20 protein-coding genes are annotated in these 16,064 nt (G+C 59.4%); 5 read left to right on the top strand and 15 right to left on the bottom strand.

The annotated features are described in order from the left end of the window. Positions 1 to 67 precede the first annotated feature (67 nt). Together AC1DZP_RS17170 and AC1DZP_RS17175 are read right to left on the bottom strand one after the other, a co-directional pair. Positions 68 to 274: a hypothetical protein gene (locus tag AC1DZP_RS17170; protein ID WP_477303972.1), complete on the bottom strand. Its 207-nt coding sequence runs from the start codon at positions 272 to 274 to the stop codon at positions 68 to 70. Positions 275 to 278: 4 nt separating this feature from the next. Next, positions 279 to 1,157 carry an ATP-dependent DNA ligase gene (locus AC1DZP_RS17175; RefSeq protein WP_477303974.1) on the bottom strand — a complete coding sequence of 293 codons (879 nt, stop codon included), beginning with the start codon at positions 1,155 to 1,157 and terminating at the stop codon, positions 279 to 281. A 456-nt stretch (positions 1,158 to 1,613) separates the two neighbouring features. On the opposite strand from AC1DZP_RS17175, the gene AC1DZP_RS17180 reads away from it, so the two are divergent. Next, positions 1,614 to 1,826, top strand: a complete 213-nt coding sequence (locus AC1DZP_RS17180) for a Flp family type IVb pilin (protein WP_477303976.1) — start codon at positions 1,614 to 1,616, stop codon at positions 1,824 to 1,826. Positions 1,827 to 2,282: 456 nt separating this feature from the next. Here the strand turns inward: AC1DZP_RS17180 and AC1DZP_RS17185 are convergent, their stop codons facing one another. The 13 genes from AC1DZP_RS17185 to AC1DZP_RS17245 form a co-directional block, all read right to left on the bottom strand. Next, the gene (locus AC1DZP_RS17185; protein WP_477303978.1) at positions 2,283 to 2,711 is read right to left on the bottom strand and encodes a hypothetical protein; all 429 of its coding nucleotides are present in this window, start codon (positions 2,709 to 2,711) and stop codon (positions 2,283 to 2,285) included. A gap of 113 nt (positions 2,712 to 2,824) precedes the next feature. Beyond that, on the bottom strand, positions 2,825 to 3,004 hold the full coding sequence (locus tag AC1DZP_RS17190; RefSeq protein WP_477303980.1) for a hypothetical protein: 180 nt from the start codon (positions 3,002 to 3,004) through the stop codon (positions 2,825 to 2,827). Continuing rightward, entirely contained in the window at positions 3,001 to 3,408 is a 408-nt protein-coding gene (locus AC1DZP_RS17195; protein WP_477303982.1) for a hypothetical protein, read from the bottom strand. Before AC1DZP_RS17195 ends, AC1DZP_RS17190 begins: the two co-directional genes overlap by 4 nt. Next, positions 3,405 to 3,656 carry a hypothetical protein gene (locus tag AC1DZP_RS17200; RefSeq protein WP_477303984.1) on the bottom strand — a complete coding sequence of 84 codons (252 nt, stop codon included), beginning with the start codon at positions 3,654 to 3,656 and terminating at the stop codon, positions 3,405 to 3,407. Before AC1DZP_RS17200 ends, AC1DZP_RS17195 begins: the two co-directional genes overlap by 4 nt. A 213-nt stretch (positions 3,657 to 3,869) precedes the next feature. Further along, positions 3,870 to 4,076, bottom strand: coding sequence for a hypothetical protein (locus tag AC1DZP_RS17205; protein WP_477303986.1), 207 nt, complete (start codon positions 4,074 to 4,076; stop codon positions 3,870 to 3,872). Then, positions 4,066 to 4,275 (bottom strand): hypothetical protein, encoded by a 210-nt coding sequence (locus tag AC1DZP_RS17210; RefSeq protein ID WP_477303988.1) that lies wholly within the window; start codon positions 4,273 to 4,275, stop codon positions 4,066 to 4,068. Before AC1DZP_RS17210 ends, AC1DZP_RS17205 begins: the two co-directional genes overlap by 11 nt. Beyond that, positions 4,272 to 5,495 (bottom strand): HK97 family phage prohead protease, encoded by a 1,224-nt coding sequence (locus AC1DZP_RS17215; protein WP_477303990.1) that lies wholly within the window; start codon positions 5,493 to 5,495, stop codon positions 4,272 to 4,274. Before AC1DZP_RS17215 ends, AC1DZP_RS17210 begins: the two co-directional genes overlap by 4 nt. After that, positions 5,492 to 5,752 (bottom strand): hypothetical protein, encoded by a 261-nt coding sequence (locus AC1DZP_RS17220; RefSeq protein WP_477303992.1) that lies wholly within the window; start codon positions 5,750 to 5,752, stop codon positions 5,492 to 5,494. The genes AC1DZP_RS17215 and AC1DZP_RS17220 overlap by 4 nt, the downstream gene beginning before the upstream one ends. Beyond that, positions 5,749 to 6,333: a hypothetical protein gene (locus AC1DZP_RS17225; RefSeq protein WP_477303994.1), complete on the bottom strand. Its 585-nt coding sequence runs from the start codon at positions 6,331 to 6,333 to the stop codon at positions 5,749 to 5,751. The genes AC1DZP_RS17220 and AC1DZP_RS17225 overlap by 4 nt, the downstream gene beginning before the upstream one ends. A 177-nt stretch (positions 6,334 to 6,510) precedes the next feature. Next, positions 6,511 to 6,702 (bottom strand): hypothetical protein, encoded by a 192-nt coding sequence (locus AC1DZP_RS17230; protein WP_477303996.1) that lies wholly within the window; start codon positions 6,700 to 6,702, stop codon positions 6,511 to 6,513. Beyond that, a complete protein-coding gene (locus AC1DZP_RS17235; RefSeq protein WP_477303998.1) occupies positions 6,699 to 6,896 on the bottom strand; it encodes a helix-turn-helix transcriptional regulator in 198 nt (65 codons plus the stop codon). The genes AC1DZP_RS17230 and AC1DZP_RS17235 overlap by 4 nt, the downstream gene beginning before the upstream one ends. Positions 6,897 to 7,042: 146 nt before the next feature. Then, positions 7,043 to 7,495, bottom strand: a complete 453-nt coding sequence (locus AC1DZP_RS17240) for a hypothetical protein (RefSeq protein WP_477304000.1) — start codon at positions 7,493 to 7,495, stop codon at positions 7,043 to 7,045. Continuing rightward, positions 7,492 to 8,682: a tyrosine-type recombinase/integrase gene (locus tag AC1DZP_RS17245; protein ID WP_477304002.1), complete on the bottom strand. Its 1,191-nt coding sequence runs from the start codon at positions 8,680 to 8,682 to the stop codon at positions 7,492 to 7,494. Before AC1DZP_RS17245 ends, AC1DZP_RS17240 begins: the two co-directional genes overlap by 4 nt. 434 nt (positions 8,683 to 9,116) lie before the next feature. On the opposite strand from AC1DZP_RS17245, the gene AC1DZP_RS17250 reads away from it, so the two are divergent. The 4 genes from AC1DZP_RS17250 to AC1DZP_RS17265 all read left to right on the top strand — a co-directional run bounded on the left by AC1DZP_RS17250 (position 9,117) and on the right by AC1DZP_RS17265 (position 16,028). After that, positions 9,117 to 9,686: a hypothetical protein gene (locus AC1DZP_RS17250; protein WP_477304004.1), complete on the top strand. Its 570-nt coding sequence runs from the start codon at positions 9,117 to 9,119 to the stop codon at positions 9,684 to 9,686. A gap of 589 nt (positions 9,687 to 10,275) precedes the next feature. Beyond that, positions 10,276 to 10,434, top strand: coding sequence for a hypothetical protein (locus AC1DZP_RS17255; RefSeq protein ID WP_167392394.1), 159 nt, complete (start codon positions 10,276 to 10,278; stop codon positions 10,432 to 10,434). An 85-nt stretch (positions 10,435 to 10,519) separates the two neighbouring features. Then, positions 10,520 to 13,213 carry a M10 family metallopeptidase C-terminal domain-containing protein gene (locus AC1DZP_RS17260; RefSeq protein ID WP_477227192.1) on the top strand — a complete coding sequence of 898 codons (2,694 nt, stop codon included), beginning with the start codon at positions 10,520 to 10,522 and terminating at the stop codon, positions 13,211 to 13,213. A 181-nt stretch (positions 13,214 to 13,394) separates the two neighbouring features. Then, complete coding sequence (locus AC1DZP_RS17265) at positions 13,395 to 16,028, top strand: hypothetical protein (protein WP_477304006.1); 2,634 nt, start codon at positions 13,395 to 13,397, stop codon at positions 16,026 to 16,028. Positions 16,029 to 16,064 lie beyond the last annotated feature (36 nt).

The following is a 16,064-nucleotide window of genomic DNA, read 5'->3' on the forward strand; positions in this document are numbered from 1 at the left end:
CCGCAACGAAGGATTATATTCCTGATATCGATGGCACCTGCAAGGCCCTCAGAGAGAGCCATCTCGTTTATTTCGCTACCACGGCGAACCGCTCGCAGCGGGCTTTGGAATGGTTGATCTCTACGCCTGTCCCGGTGAAATATTGGCACGCGAACAAGCCCGATGCTTCCTTTTCCTCATGAATCAGCAGTTGGGTGGAGGTAGCTTTCAACGCTATTGCGGTTCCCGCTGCACTTAAGACTATCAGGGCAATGAGACCGGTGATCAATTGCATCTCCTCACTCCTCCCGAAAATCCTGCAGCGAGGCATGGCGTAGGTCATCCTCGCCACGCAGGTGCTTCACACGACCGATGATGCCCGGCTTGACCCATTGCGTGGCCGGCCGGTTCATGCCCATCGGGGCCGGCCCTGCGTGCTCCTGGACGCGCTTCCATAGGCGTTCGCGGATGGCGCGGCTCGAGTTGATAAAGGCAGAGCCGACATACCTCCCGGTCGCACGATCAGCCATCAGTGCGAAGGCCGGCTTACCTGCCTCGCGCTCCACGCCAAGCAATTGGTATTCATCGATCGTGTAGCATTTCGCCTTCAGCCAGGCCGTCGAGTTGCCGCTCCGGTATTTGCTGTCCCGCCGCTTCGAAACCATGCCTTCAAGTCCGGCTTGGTCGACCAGATGAAAGATCGCCTTGGCGTCGCCCGGCAGCGCCTGACTGAATTGGATGCGACCGCCTTCCGGGATCATTGCCGCCAGGATCTCGCGGCGGTCTTGAAGAGGCATGTCGCGTAGGTCGTGGCCGTTCAGGTGTAGAAGATCGAAGGCGACGAAATAGAGGTCTTGCTGGCGCCTAGTGATCGCCTTCCGTAGCGCGCCGAAGTCGGACAGGCCGGCGTCGTTCAGAACGATGATCTCACCATCAATGATGGCGCTTTCCACCTCAAGCAAGGCGGCAGCGGCAGCTAGGTCGCGGTACTCCGCCGTCCAGTCTAAGCCGCGGCGGGTGAAGATGCGGACGCCTCCGGCATCCCTGACGATCTGGGAGCGATAGCCGTCAAATTTCACCTCATGCTGCCAGCCTTCCCCTTCGGGCGGCTTCTCGACAAGCGTCGGCATCAACGGTTCAATGAACGACAACCGGCCAACGCCGGCACCCTTACGCATCGAAACTCCCTGCAACTCGAATTTGATTCAATATCGCAGGGCTATTTCCGTTCCGTTAGCTGTTGCTAAAAAACGCCGCAGCAAGGCAGCCCCAGAACGCACGATTCGTGCCGGCCGCTGTCCTACACCGCCGAACCGTTTCAGCGCGTCCTGGTGCTGCTGTGGCCTGCAGGCAGCGCATTGAACGTCGTGAAAAACAACGTCATCGCAGTTTGTACAAATAACGGGATATATCTTCCAACAAAGAGCTACTTCTATAGTTAAAGTCGCCAAAATCTACGCAAAATCATTTGGTTAGTTCGAACACCCAAGCGCTTTCGGAGATCATTCCAGTTAACGTTGCGTTAAAATCCCTTTGACTCCGGAACTTAAGCGACCGCTAAATAATCCTCGACGGGGTGGCTTTGAAGCATAGGTCGGCTCCGGGGTTGAAAGTCAAAAAGGGGGTAAGTAAACATGCATAAGTTCTTTAAGCAGTTTCGCGACGACGAATCTGGCGCCGCGATGGTTGAATACTCTATTCTGGTCGGCATCATTGCTGCGGCGTCGCTGCTGGCAATTCTGGCGGTCGGCGGCTGGGTCGGCGATCAGTTCACCGGCCTCTGCAAAAATCTCAACACCAAGGGCGTCACGGCCGGTGGCGGCGCCGGCGGCGATTGCACACCGTAATGAATAAGCGCGCCGCCGGCGGATTGAACCCCAGCGGCGCGCTCCAACTCTTGGGTCGGTGCGAGCGATAGCGCGCGCGTTCTCGCCGGCCGCTCTCCTACACCACCGATGCGCCCCGCGCCTCCTGGCGCCGGCCTGTTGGCCGGCCCGTCGCCGCGATCACATTCGCCGGTGCCCTCGGCCCACCGCGTCCAGCACCGGCAAGGCCGCTGAGTTAGCTCGACATCGCGCATGCTTCCCCTATGGCCAATAGAATCCAAATCCCGCCTCGTGCACTGTGGGGGATGCATGATCGGTACACCGCTGTAGGCGTCCTTGTGCTGGCCACAAGCATCTTGCTTGCCGCCTATTTGTTGGCCGGGTTGGCGGGGTACCTGCCCTAGAACGGCCACCACGCCAGCGCCGGCCCTTGCCAGGACGTTCGGTCAGGTCTTTGTCGCGCAAAACCTACCGCCATCACACGAAGGATTCGATCTTCGCGAGGCCATAGCTGACTGTGCCGGTGCCGGCCGAATAGCCGCTGACGTTCACGGTACCGGCCTCGCTGACGCCGCTCTTGTAATAGCCCTGAAAGTTGGTGGCGCCGTTATCAATCCCAACGGCAGACGTTGCGCTGAAATGGATCGACACGATCAGGTTCTTGCTGGCATTGACCGTGTAGGTGATCTCATCGGAGACGATGGAATTGCCCGTGGTCACCGTCGCACCTGCGCTGCCGCCATTGAACGTCAGTTGCGTTGGCGTCGTCTCGAAATCGTAGTTGTCACCCACCGAGGCGCCGGCACCGATATAGCAGGCGTCGAAGGTGAAACCGGCCGAGCTGCCTGCCTTCCAGGTCACGCGAACCTTCGAGCCGCCGCCGTTGGAAAGCGCGGCGGCGTTCACCCTCATGCGAAGCGTGTACCCGTTCCAACTGGCGTTGTTGCCGGTTGGGTTTGCCTGGGCGTTCGTCTGCCATGTTGCGGAATTGTGAGTTGGGGAGAACATTGGCATCAGCATTAGGCCACCTCTAAATCGGAGCATTCTTGTTCGTCCTGTTTGTTCAAATGAAACTCTTGAGGAGCATCGACCTGCAGCCAGGCGCGTACGCCATCCCATGACGTGAGGTCGAAGCGGTCGGCGCCGATGGTGACGCTTTCGATCCTCGGGAAAAAGCCGATCATCTCAGGGGTGCTCATCGGCCATCGTCCAACGGCGTTGCGCGGGGCACCGGACCCTGTTCGCCAGGCGCGGGGCCGTGGTCGAGCAGCGAGGCAAAGTTAGACGGATCGCGCCAGTACACGCTATCCAAGCCGGCCACGCAAGCGACGACAAAACTAAGGTCGAACGCTGGCCTCGTCTTCCGATCCTCGGCGGCAAGCTGATGTGTGGCCTGCAACTTCGCCGCGGCTAACAGCCTCGATTCCGGCGACCAGCGAACATTGCCGCACAGATCGACGAGTTGATCGACCTCGTCGAGCGCGAGCACTTTGTCGATCTCGCCGCGCACTAGGCGAAGGCGATCCTCGGTCTGGCAATCGTGCAGCCCGACACCGCGATAAGTTTCGATGATCGGAATCGCGTCTTCCTCGCGTCGACTCATTTGCGGCCACCTTTCAGCAAGACCAAGGCCCTCGCTGAGACACGGTCGAGCTCGGCGCCGTCGCCGCCCTCTTTCTTGCCAGCGCGCGCCAGGAGGGTGCGGGCGGCCTGCAGTCGTGCATTTGCCGGAGCGCTGGTGTCGGCGGCGATCTCGCGCAATATCTCAAGAGGATCGATCGCGGCCAGATCGACGCCCTTCAATGCACGCTTCGATGCAACGGCACGGCTTGGTCTGCCTCGCTTTGCCATCAGTGGTTCACCTCAAAATCCGAATTTCTGGAGTTTTCCCGGCGCGCGCACGCAAACTGTGCATGACCCCGGAGCGGTCTAGGCGCCCGTTCGCGGATCTAAAACCGAAGGTCCCCCCCGAGGGGTTGGCGACGGCCACTGCCAGCGTCCTGATAACGCGCCGCGACCGTCGCCTTATGATCTCGATGCCGGCGCAGAACATCGTGACCATCTCTAGTTCAGCAAAGCGTCGGCCGGTGCCACCTGCCGGGCCTCTGAGAAGTGCTTGAAGAGGCACGCATGAAGCTTGTCGACCTCGACCTCTTTCGGCTCACGGCCGAGCGCAAGTGTCAGCTTCGGAAGGAAGTGGCGCATCTGCCGTTGGGTTTCCCGCTCGACCTCGTCGACGCAGCCGGCGGGGATCCATATCTCAGTTTCCATCGGTCTTGCCTTTCGTGAATGCGTCCAGAGAAACGGCGTTGTTGGACAGACCGAGCTCGATGGCCTTGCGCCTGGCGCGCTCGCGGGAGGCCATGTGCGCATCCCATTTCTTGTCGCCGAATAGGACGCGGCCGACGGCGTCTAGCTCCTCGGCGCTGCGCGGCGGGCGGCGGAGCGGGTTGCGCGGCTTGTCGGTCATCGGACATCGCCCTGCTTGACGGCTAGTTGCCAGGTCTCGGCATCGGCTCCGGGCGCTGCGCCCTCTGGAGCATCCTTCAGCGCGCACCACATGCTTCCCGCGTTCACGACCAGGTTGCCCTTTCGATAGGGCAGGCTGCGCTGGTAGACGCCTGCGAACTTCTGCTGATTGGCCTCGAGATCGCTCAAGCGCTTGTCGAACAGCCTCGTTATTGCTCGCAGTTGGATGAGCGTGGACATCATGGAGGCGTCGGTAACCGCCGCCTCTTGGCGGGAGACCAAAGCGTTCGGCCCGCAGTCAATGTCGCTCATCATTTTTGCCACGACATCGATGTAATGGTCGAGCAGGTCAGGGTGCGCGGCGAGCACTTGGTTGACGTCGAGGCCGGCCAGGGAAGGCTCTGGACGATTGCGAATCTCCCATGCCTGCGCCGTGTGCTGCTGCGGCACCTCCTTGGTCTGGATATTGATCCCGGTCTCGATAGCGACTTGCCGCGCAATTAGCCTTTCGGTCTCGGCATCGACGGTTTTGATCGCTGCGTCCATTGCGTCACGCTCGGCACCAATGACTTGCCATTTACGTGTTGCGTAGCGCTTGCGGGCCTTTCCCAGATCGTGAAGGCGACCGGTGATATCGCGCATCTCGATGGCTTTGGTATCAACGACAATCGCCGGTGCAGGGACCACCGGAACCGTCGGAACCGTGCGGCGAGGTGGTGGCAGCGAATCCGGATCGCCCTTGATGCTTTCGATCAACGCCTGCGGGTTGGCCGGATTCGACACCAGCGAAATTTCTAGGAGTTCCCACGTTTTGAAGCGGAGTCCGCCATTGGACATCACCTCCGTTTCGAGGCCGCGGAAGCCGATGGAAACCGTTTTGCGCAGGCCGGATTTAACCAAGTCCCAAGCGTAGTTCGTGAGATCCTGGGCGGCGCCGGGCTTGTCGATCTTCGCGATGCGGGCCTTGAAGCGGATGCCCTTGGACGTGACGCGAGCCTCGAAAACTTCACCAACGTTTTGGTCTGATCGGTGGTCGAGCAGCAACGGAACAGGCAAGACAAATTCAGCCCCAAGGCTTTCTACGATGTCTCCGGCCCGGTCTGTGACCGGAGTGCTGGCAGTCCCCTCGATAACGCGCTGTTCCTCGTCTACGAATTTCACGCGAGTGAACTTCGCGGTCGCCGCGGTTTTTATGGTGAGCCTGTCGTCGAGGTCGGTCATGCAATTTTCAACATCTGTTTCAACACGCGAAGCATGGCAGAGCGCGCGCCAGAATGACGTGACGCGTCACAAAAAAACTTGCTGGCTGCGGCCTCCACTTCTGCCCAACTCCAGCTATCGCGCTCGACTGGCTTCGGCTTCAGATAGCCGGCATCGTGCAAGAGCTCGATCGCGTCGACTGCCTTGACCTCGACGCGCAGCACGCGCCGGCCGGACGCCTGGCGGTCGAGATACCTATCTTGGCGGGGACGGCTCATGCGCCCCTCGTGGCCTGGCTGTAGGCGTTGGAGGGGTCGCGCGTAGACACTGAACCTTCTTCGTTCGGAGCCTTCTTTACGCTGATCTCTTCTGTTCCCTCCTTATAAGGCGGTCTATCGTGGACCGGTGTAGAGCGGTCTGCCGTAGACCGGTTGGAGCGGTCTGCCGTAGACCGGTCTAGCTCCTGCTCCAGTTGCTTGCGTGCCTTCCCGTCCCGAAGTTGTTTCGGCATTGCTCTCAGCGGTATTTGTGATTCCTCAAGCTGCTCATATGCCCAGAACAGTTCGAGCTTGTAGGCGAGTCCGCGCTTCTGCCTGGTGATCTTCGCCTGTTCCGCGTCGTCGAGTTGCGATATCCTGCAGTAGCTAATCGAACCCGAATTCTTGAGAGCTCGAACCGCCTTTCGAACCTGGCCGGAGTCAGCAACGCCGGCATACTGTGCAAGCGTCTGTCGAGACGGCCATGCAATGTTTCCATCGTTCGCGTGCTGCATGAGCACGTTGGCGATGCGAAGCTGTAGAGGGGAGTGTTTGTGCCAATGAGAAAGCCCGACGGCGATCGACCAGTCGAACTTGTTCAAGTCGACTAGTTCTTTCTCCCACGGCAGCCGCTTGCGCTCAGGTTTGGGCACCGACGCCACCGCTTGCAATCGTTTCGGAGGCGGAATAATCTACCGGGAAGAGCCTGCCCTGCGCTCTGCACTTTGAAGGCCCGGCCGCTGCTGCGTAGCGGTCGGGTTTTCGCTTTTCTGGGATCATCAGTGCGCCCTCGCTCTGCGAATGGCGTTGGCGATCCTAATCGCCTCGATTGCCTCCAGGGTCGTCAAACCATAGCGGGTCTTGAGTTCAGGAACGCAGGGCTGGCCTGTGCGCTCGCGCGGCCCTGCAAGGTACTCTGCAGCGGCTCGCACGGCTTCATCGGGCTGGAGATCGGTCTGAGGAAGCATCATGCGGCCTCCCGCGACGCGATGCGCTGCGCGATCCATGCCTCAATTTCGCTTCGGACGAACGCGACCCGTTTCGCCCCGGTCAGGTTAACCGCTGCTGGAAAAGTTCCCTGCCGGCGCATGATGTTGATCGCCCCGCGTGACAGTGACGTCATGGCGGCGGTCTGCTTGATGCTGATGAGGACTGGGGAGTCCATTTGCCGTTCCTTTCTCAGTTAGGAACGGCACTTTCGATAATGCCGCTCCGGTGAACGGCTTCCCAATTTGCACATGAACGACTGCGCCGCCACAAGATAACGGTTTCAATAAGATGCCGCTTTGTGAAGTCTCAATAAGTCAGCACTTAGTGAAGCGGAGCGTATTCGACCAAGCCTTCGGCGCGGCTCAAACGGCAAAGTTCCTTGTGTTCGGCTTGCTCTTCAGCTGTCCGCTTGCCCCAGTAGGTGTTCATTACCCCGACGTCCCTCATCACCGTCGACCGGCTGCAAGCAAATTTTGCCATGGCAGCAGCCACAACGGCATCGAGATTTTCGGCAAACCCAAAGCGATGGACGTATATAAAATTGCGCAGATCATACTTTGGACGTGCCTTTGGCCGGTGATCTTTCGTTCTGGAGATGACGAGTTTCGTTCCAGTCAGTGTTTGCCTCTTGTCGGGGTCGATTTGATCGGCAAGCATCCTTAGAAAGTCCGGTTCGGCATCGCCACGCCGCAGGATCTTGGCTATCTCCCTCAGCGAATCGTCGCCGTCGTATCGAAGATTCATTATTGCAAGGCCGTCATATTTGTTGGTCATTGCTTAGACCCCCGCTTGACCGGTGGAGACAGGTAGGCTTCCCAAGCCATCATCAGATCGCGCCGCTTTTCGAGCGCCGTCGCACGCCGGTAAGCAGCCTCGGTCTTATCGCGGATTGTGTGAGCCAAAGCGGCCTCAGCAACGTCACGCTCGAAGGGCGTGCAATCGCCGCACCAGTCGCGGAACGAACTGCGAAGCCCATGCAGCGTCGCCTTCTTGTCCGGTGATGCCAGCCGAAGCGCCTTGGTCATGGCGGTGTCCGATATCGGCCTATCCTCGATGCCTCCGGCGAAGATCAGCGGCGACGTCGATCGCTGGCGCATGATCTCGACAAGCGCTAGGGCCTGGTCGGTGAGTGGCACAACATGTTGGCGCCCGGCTTTCATGCGATCGGCCGGGATGGTCCAGGTTTTTGCCTTCGTGTCGATCTCCGGGAACGTGGCGCCGCGAACCTCGCCGGTGCGCGCGGCAGTTAGGGCGAGAAACTCGACCGCTCGCGCCGCCGTACCCACGGACTGACGAAGCTTGGCTATCATCGTGGGTGTCTCAGCGTACGCAAGCGCCGCATGATGGCCGCGGGAAAGCGTCTGGCGCTTTGGCATCACCTTGTCGAGCAGACCGCGCCAGAGAGCCGGATTCGCCGTTTTGCGCCACTCATGGGCAATGGCGTAGTCGATGACCGCCTGTATGCGTGATCGCAGCCTGTCGGCTGTCTCCGGCCTCTCGCTCCAATGAGGCAGGAGGCATTCCTTAACGTCGCCAAGAGCGATATCGGACACCGCCATGTCGTGCAGCGGTTTGGCATACTCGCGCAGGGTCATCTCCCATTGCGCCTTGTGCTTCATGTTCTTCCAGTCGCCGGCCTTCGCCTTCAGCAACTCGTCCATGCAGTGTTCGAATGTGATGATACGCGGCGGCTTAATGCTCGCGCGCAATTCCTCGCCTCGGGCAAGCCGCTGGCGAAATATGTCGGCCTTCTCGCGCGCCAAGGCGACCGAAACCGGCGCTGTCCCCTGCCCGTACCCGCCCAGGCCGAGTTCGGCGCGCTTGCCGGCGCGCTTATAAATGAAAAACCATTGCTTCGATCCGCCCTTGCGTACGCGGAGGAAAAGCCCGTCGCCGTCGCTATAAATGCCGGCCTTGTCGAGCTTCTTAAGGCCTGCTTCAGAAAGCTTGTGCCTAGCCATTTCGTGTCCCGTTGCCATAACCGCATACGTGACATTATTGATTTTAATGGTGTTTACAACGGGTTATGAGCAGTATTATCAACAGAAACGGCGGAGCGGCGGGCACTTCCTCCGCCAGTCAAGCCCCGGGGCGGCGAAGCTCCCCTCATCGCGCCCCGGCTGGTAACTGCGAAGCCCCGCGCAGTTAGGCATATTCCGCCGCTGCTTTCAAAATAGCGTGCTTGAGCAGCGTGGTCTTGTTCGCCGTTCCCTTGGGCCGACCTGGACCAGGGCCTTTTAGGTTTTTGTTATTTTTTTAACTAATGCGGGCATTCTCGCTCCTCGACGGCATCAGTGGCCGGTTGGGCTGGCTGTCCGTGTTGGTTTGCAGGTCGGCTAGTCGCGGCGGGGAACAAGCCGGCTCCTGGAGGTTAAGATTATTAGCGGAGGCTCACATGCTCGCGACTGTATGTGCGGTATTGGCTGCCAGGAATAACGAAGCCGAAATCATTGGTGTGATCGACCTCGCGAGCAAGACGGAGGTCAAGCTCGGCACCACTCGCCTCGGGGACGCCATCCAGTTCGTTGCCAATGCAGAGGTGCTTGGATATGACGTGCGGGCAGCGATGGTATTCTATGGCAAACCGGGTACGCCAAGCCTGAGGGCAAACGACTGCGAGCAGCTGTGGGCGCAACATGGGGCTACCCTGCTGGATCATCGGCGTAAGAATGAACCCTACATAAATGCCGGCGGTGTAGAGGTTCTGGTCTGGGACCAAGATGCCGGCACGTTCACCTTGACCGTTTCGCGAGAAGCCTTGGAGGACTACGCTTCTCGTAACGGCCTTGCAGGCGACACTATGTCGATTTTCTATGCCGCCTTCCCTGCGATTATGGAGGTCGCGGACAAGCTACACGCGCTTTTCGGGAAGCCAAGGAAGGTCCTTGTGAAAACTAAGGACCTAAACGGCGAAAGACAGCCTATTAGACGCGTGGGGGCAACTTCCCCTTCGTCGATACGCTAGACCTCCAGCTAACGGAGGAATGTCGTGGACGAGGACCTGCGCCTGAAACAGAAGGAACTCAGCACCACCATGCAAACCAGGGCGGCGGAACTCGCACTGGCCGGCGGCAACACCGATATTTCCGCGCCTGCGATCCGTACCTTGTCGCCTGGGTGCGCCTATAGCAGTCCAGCCCGATGCCAGGAGAGATGCACCCGTGCCAACAAAGCAACGCGGTACATACGGAATTCAAGCAGGAATTTTAGCTGCTCCTCAAGAACAGCGTTGAATACAGTCGTGACCGTGACATAGAGTATCAATCTAGGGGCGTGGGCATAGGATTTCGGAAACAAATGTTCCGCAATTGACCTGTCGGCGCGAAGCCGCGGAAGGCGATTGTATCTTTGGAAGGTGGTTGTGGCCGATCATGATGGCGACAGGCATGGGTGGCTGTCACCAAGCCGAGAATTGGACGGCCGCCTGGTCAAAGACAGACCGGTCACGGAAAAGGCTCATGACTCGGAACCTCCTATGCGTAGGAGCTATCGTGCTGGCATCCACTATCGGACCTCAGCCAGTACAATCCTATCCTCGAAATCCGCAGCGCCCGATGAATGCCAAAACCTGCGAGCAGGCGCTGGCGCGTCTGCACGAAGCACGCCTTGGAAGCCCGATCATTTCGGCAGCGGAAAATCGGGAAGTCCTTCGCAGGGCACTCGAAGTGGCAGAACGGCTATGCGGCAAGGACAAAGTGAACGACGGCAAATAGGCCAGCCGGACATGCGGGTTGTCAGCCTCGTGCTCCACTATCGATAATAAGCGGCGCGGCCGCAGGAAACGCAGAGGGGGAAGCAATGCCGAACGTCACCGAAACAACGGATGCGGCGTCATCCATCGCCACGAGCTACACCCTGGCAGTCGGCCAGACAGCGACTGGCCATTTGTCTTCGGCCGGTGACCATGATTGGTACCGGGTGCACCTTGTGGCGGGCCAGACTTACACATTCGCGGAAGTCGGTGAAGGTGCGCGTGTCAGTCCGACCGTCGGCGACAATGTCGAGGACACGTTCATGGCTCTCATGAACGCATCCGGAACATTGGTTGCGTCCAACGACGACGTCATCCCGGGCCAGTACCGCTATTCGACGATCACCTACACGGCCTCGACCACCGGCGATTACTTCATCAATGCCGGCGCATATAACGATGATTACGTGGGCCAATATGGTGTTTCCGTAGTCAGCGGAACCCGGGCCAGCTATGACGAATTGATGGGGGCCGGCGCGATCCTGAGGCCCGGAAGCAGCTGGAGCACAGCGCCCGGGCAGCCGGTGAACGTGACATGGGCTGTGCGAATGACGGACGTCAATTGCACGGACTCGCAAGGGTTTGCTGCCCCCTTCAGCCCGTTGAGTTCCGCGGAAATCGCTGCCGTCAAGTCCGTGCTTGCCATGTATTCGTCGGTCTGCGGCCTGACTTTCACGCAAGTCAACCCCGCGAGCACCAGCGACAACGCGACGATGCTGTTTGGAAACTACACATCGAAGGCGGATCCCGCAGGAGCCTACGCAATTTACCCGGGAACGACGGCGCCAGGCGACATTTCCGGAGACGTGCATTTGAACACCGACGCCGTTAACCCGGGAAATCTGCCGATCGGCTCTTACGACTACCAGACCATTTTGCACGAAACAGGCCACGCGCTCGGCCTTTCACATCCGGGCGAATACAATGCCGATACCAATCCGACCTACGGCAACGATGCCCAGTTCATCCAGGACAGCAACCAATACAGCGTGATGAGCTATTTCGACGAGACCAACACCGGCGCATCCGACTACAACGACTATCCCGACACGCTGATGTTGTATGACATTCTGGCTGTTCAGCAGCTCTACGGCGCCAATATGACGACGCGTACGGGCAACACCGTCTACGGTTTTGGTTCCAATGCCGGCAACGTGTACAACTTCGCCCTGAACCCCTCGCCGGCAATCTGCATTTGGGACGCTGGTGGTGTCGATACGCTGAATGCGTCCGGGTTCGGCCAAGCCCAAATCATCAATCTGGCGGCAGGCAGTTTCTCCGACATCGGCGGCGGCCACCGCAATGTTTCAATTGCCTTCGGCGCGACAATCGAGAACGCCGTTGGCGGTTCCGGCATTGACACGCTGATCGGCAATTCCGGCAACAATTTGCTGGACGGCAAGGGCGGCGCCGACACGATGCGTGGCGGCGTCGGCAACGACACCTACTATGTCGACAATGCCGGCGACCATGTCCTCGAGGCCAATGGCCAGGGCACCGACAATGTCCAGGCCTATGTCAGCTTCAATCTGTCGGGACAGGCGCTGGAGAACCTGGCGCTGCGCAGCGCGGCTTCGATCAATGGCACTGGCAATTCCGCTGCCAACATCATCACCGGCAATTCCGGCAACAACGTCATCGATGGGCTCGCCGGCGCCGACACGATGAGCGGCAGCACCGGCAACGACACCTACTATGTCGATAATGCCGGCGATCATGTCATCGAGCTTAACGGCCAGGGCATCGACAATGTGCAGGCCTACGTCTCCTTCAATCTTTCCGGCCAGGAGCTGGAGAACCTGGCGCTGCGCGGCGCGGCCTCGATCAACGGCACCGGCAATTCCGCTGCCAACATCATCACCGGCAATTCGGGCAACAACGTCATCAATGGGCTCGGCGGCGCCGACACCATGAGTGGCAGCACCGGCAACGACACCTACTACGTCGACAATGCCGGCGATCATGTCGTCGAGCTGAACGGCCAGGGCACCGACGGCGTCTTCAGTTCCGTCTCCTTCAACCTGTCGGGACAGGAACTGGAGAAGCTGACGCTGACCGGATCAGGCAATATCAACGGCACCGGCAATTCGATCGCCAACATCATCACCGGCAACAGCGGCAACAACATCATCGACGGCCTTGCCGGTGCCGACACGATGAGCGGTGCGCAAGGCAACGACACCTATTATGTCGACAATGCCGGCGACCACGTGATCGAGCTCAACGGCCAGGGCATCGACAATGTCCAGGCCTATGTCTCGTTCAACCTCTCCGGGCAGGAGCTGGAGAACCTGGCGCTGAGAAGCACCGGCAACATCAACGGCACCGGCAACTCGACCGACAACATCATTACCGGCAATTCGGGAGCCAATGTCATCAACGGCCTCCTCGGCAACGACACGCTGAGCGGCAGCACCGGCAACGACAGTTTCGTCTTCACCACAGCGCTGAATGCTTCAACCAATGTCGACCACATCACTGACTTCTCGGTCGCCGACGACACCATCCAGGTCGACAACGCCATCTTCGCAGCGCTTGGCGGCAACGGTACGCTGACGGCTGACCAGTTTGCCGCCAACGCGTCGGGCGCCGCCACCAATGCCAACCAGCACATCATCTACGAGACGGACACCGGCTGGCTCTACTATGACAGCGACGGCAGTGCGGCTGGCGGCTCAACCCATTTCGCCACGCTGGCCGCCAACCTCGCGCTGACAAACGCCGATTTCGTCGTGGTGTGAAGGTAGGAGCGGTTCATCGTTTCACTGAACGCAAAACCGCTCTTTCTCTTTGTTTGACACAATTCCGGACAGGAAACTGTTTCACACTTTTCCTGGAATTTCTCCGAGCGTAGCGGACACCGTTATCTATGATCCATAGTGTCGCCGAATATTATCGTCCAACAACCGCGGGGGGTGCGCGATGACTTTGACAAATGTGACCGTGACACAGGCTCGGAATGGGCTTGTTGACGTGGACGGTGCGAAGTGGTCCGGCTCGACGATCACTTACTCAATTCCGGGCGCCGGTTCACTCTGGGAGAAAGATTATGGATCGGAAGAGCCTTTCGACGCTCAATCCGGACCTTTCAACAGCACCCAGGCGGCGAGCTTTCGGATCGCCTTGTCCCTTTGGGACGCGTTGATCGCGCCTTCGATAAACGAGGTATCGGACGCAATCCCCGGGAAAATCCGCGTCGCATTCACCGACGTCACAGCGCGCGAGGGCTCAGGCATAGCCGCCTATGCCTATGGCCCGCCCCTGCCCGGCAACACGGCAATTGCCGTCAACGGCGACATCTGGGTCGACGAGACCTTTAAGTCATCCAGTTTCGCCCAGGATACCTCTGATTTCCAGATTCTCATCCACGAATCCGGGCATGCCCTGGGATTGAAACACCCCTTCGAGGCGCCGACTGTGCCGGCGGGATACGACAGCAGAACCTACACGGTGATGAGCTACACCTCGGAAGACTATTTCTTCACTTGGTCAGACGGCGGCGGCGGGGGCATCGCTTACAGTGTCGAGGGAACGTCGTCCTTTACGCCAATGGTGCTCGATATCATGGCGATTCAGTCCCACTACGGCGCAGATTCGACCACTGCCACCGGCAATACGGTCTATGCCTTTACCGACAATGGCTTGAATGGCAGGCAGGCGATCTACGATGCCGGCGGCACGGACACTCTAGACCTGTCCGCGCTTTCCCGGGGTTCGACCGTCGATTTGCGCCCCGGCGCCTATTCGGATCTCGACTACTACAATGTCGAGAATCAGATCGATGACCTCACCGCGCAATTTGGTGGCTTTGGGGACTTTATTCGAAACACCCTGACTGATCCGACCACCCCGGCCTATGAATGGGAGCGAAATCTGGGCCTTGCGTTCTCGACAACGATCGAGAACGTCATCGGCAGCGCACATGCCGATACCGTCATCGGGAATAATGTTGGCAATGTCATCGACGGCCGCGGTGGCGCCGACATCATGCAAGGCGGCATCGGCAACGACACCTACTATGTCGACAATGCCGGCGACCTTGTCATCGAGGCCAATGGCCAAGGCACCGACAATGTACAGGCCTATGTCAGCTTCAATCTGTCGGGACAGGCGCTGGAGAACCTGGCGCTGCGCAGCGCGGCTTCGATCAATGGCACCGGCAATTCCGCTGCCAACATCATCACAGGCAATTCCGGCAACAACGTCATCGATGGGCTCGCCGGCGCCGACACGATGAGCGGCAGCACCGGCAACGATACCTACTATGTCGACAACGCCGGCGACCATGTCATCGAGGCGAATGGCGGCGGCACCGACAACGTCCAGGCCTACGTCTCCTTCAGCCTCTCCGGCCAGGAGCTGGAGAACCTGGCGCTGCGCAGTGGGGCCTCGATCAACGGCATCGGCAATTCCATTGCCAACATCATCACCGGCAATTCCGGCAACAACGTCATCAATGGGCTCGGCGGTGCCGACACGATGAGCGGCAGCACCGGCAACGACACCTATTATGTCGACAATGCCGGCGACCATGTCATCGAGGCCAATGGCGGCGGCACCGACAATGTCCAGGCCTACGTCTCCTTCAACCTGTCGGGGCAGGAGCTGGAGAACCTGGCGTTGCGCAGCTCGGCTTCGATCAACGGCACCGGCAATTCCGCTGCCAACATCATCACCGGCAACACCGGCAACAACATCATCGACGGCCTTGCCGGCGCCGACACGATGAGCGGCGCGCAAGGCAACGATACCTACTATGTCGAAAATGCCGGCGACCACGTTATCGAGCTCAACGGCCAGGGCATCGACAATGTGCAGGCCTACGTCTCCTTCAACCTCTCCGGGCAGGAACTGGAGAACCTGGCGCTGCGCAGCTCGGCTTCCATCAACGGCACCGGCAATTCCGCTGCCAACATCATCACCGGCAACACCGGTGACAACATCATCGACGGCCTTGCCGGCGCCGACACAATGAGCGGCGCACAAGGCAACGACACCTATTATGTCGACAATGCCGGCGACCACGTTGTCGAGCTCAACGGTCAGGGCATCGACAATGTCCAGGCCTACGTCAGCTTCAACCTCTCCGGGCAGGAGCTGGAGAATCTGGCGCTGAGAAGCGCCGGCAACATCAACGGCACCGGCAACTCCATTGCCAATGTGATCACCGGGAACAGTGGCGCCAACGCGATCAACGGCCTCCTCGGCAACGACACGCTGTCCGGCAGCACTGGCCAGGATACGTTTGTCTTTACCACAGCGCTGAACGCCTCGACCAATGTCGACCGCATCACCGATTTCTCGGTGGTCGACGACACAATCCAGCTCGACAATGCGATCTTCGCAGCGCTCGGCGGCAACGGCACACTGACGGCCGACCAGTTCATCAAGAACACCACCGGCCTTGCCGGCGACGTCAACGACCACATCATCTACGAGACCGACACCGGCTGGCTTTACTATGACAGCGACGGCAGCGCCGCTGGCGGCTCCACGCATTTCGCCACGCTGACCGCCAATCTGGCGCTCACCAACTCCGATTTCGCCGTGGTCTGATCCGCTCGAAGATAGAGCTCCCCACGCAATCGCAGG

This window comes from Mesorhizobium sp. P2_F8, assembly GCF_056403655.1.

Excerpts from the sequence above, each read along its gene's own strand:
- AC1DZP_RS17180 (WP_477303976.1), top strand. The coding sequence starts at position 1,614 with ATGCATAAGTTCTTTAAGCAGTTTCGCGACGACGAATCTGGCGCCGCG.
- AC1DZP_RS17210 (WP_477303988.1), bottom strand. The coding sequence starts at position 4,275 with ATGACCGACAAGCCGCGCAACCCGCTCCGCCGCCCGCCGCGCAGCGCC.
- AC1DZP_RS17205 (WP_477303986.1), bottom strand. The coding sequence starts at position 4,076 with ATGGAAACTGAGATATGGATCCCCGCCGGCTGCGTCGACGAGGTCGAG.
- AC1DZP_RS17190 (WP_477303980.1), bottom strand. The coding sequence starts at position 3,004 with ATGAGCACCCCTGAGATGATCGGCTTTTTCCCGAGGATCGAAAGCGTC.
- AC1DZP_RS17245 (WP_477304002.1), bottom strand. The coding sequence starts at position 8,682 with ATGGCTAGGCACAAGCTTTCTGAAGCAGGCCTTAAGAAGCTCGACAAG.
- AC1DZP_RS17250 (WP_477304004.1), top strand. The coding sequence starts at position 9,117 with ATGCTCGCGACTGTATGTGCGGTATTGGCTGCCAGGAATAACGAAGCC.
- AC1DZP_RS17230 (WP_477303996.1), bottom strand. The coding sequence starts at position 6,702 with ATGATGCTTCCTCAGACCGATCTCCAGCCCGATGAAGCCGTGCGAGCC.
- AC1DZP_RS17170 (WP_477303972.1), bottom strand. The coding sequence starts at position 274 with ATGCAATTGATCACCGGTCTCATTGCCCTGATAGTCTTAAGTGCAGCG.
- AC1DZP_RS17220 (WP_477303992.1), bottom strand. The coding sequence starts at position 5,752 with ATGAGCCGTCCCCGCCAAGATAGGTATCTCGACCGCCAGGCGTCCGGC.
- AC1DZP_RS17260 (WP_477227192.1), top strand. The coding sequence starts at position 10,520 with ATGCCGAACGTCACCGAAACAACGGATGCGGCGTCATCCATCGCCACG.
- AC1DZP_RS17235 (WP_477303998.1), bottom strand. The coding sequence starts at position 6,896 with ATGGACTCCCCAGTCCTCATCAGCATCAAGCAGACCGCCGCCATGACG.
- AC1DZP_RS17200 (WP_477303984.1), bottom strand. The coding sequence starts at position 3,656 with ATGGCAAAGCGAGGCAGACCAAGCCGTGCCGTTGCATCGAAGCGTGCA.
- AC1DZP_RS17255 (WP_167392394.1), top strand. The coding sequence starts at position 10,276 with ATGAATGCCAAAACCTGCGAGCAGGCGCTGGCGCGTCTGCACGAAGCA.
- AC1DZP_RS17240 (WP_477304000.1), bottom strand. The coding sequence starts at position 7,495 with ATGACCAACAAATATGACGGCCTTGCAATAATGAATCTTCGATACGAC.
- AC1DZP_RS17195 (WP_477303982.1), bottom strand. The coding sequence starts at position 3,408 with ATGAGTCGACGCGAGGAAGACGCGATTCCGATCATCGAAACTTATCGC.
- AC1DZP_RS17215 (WP_477303990.1), bottom strand. The coding sequence starts at position 5,495 with ATGACCGACCTCGACGACAGGCTCACCATAAAAACCGCGGCGACCGCG.
- AC1DZP_RS17265 (WP_477304006.1), top strand. The coding sequence starts at position 13,395 with ATGACTTTGACAAATGTGACCGTGACACAGGCTCGGAATGGGCTTGTT.
- AC1DZP_RS17175 (WP_477303974.1), bottom strand. The coding sequence starts at position 1,157 with ATGCGTAAGGGTGCCGGCGTTGGCCGGTTGTCGTTCATTGAACCGTTG.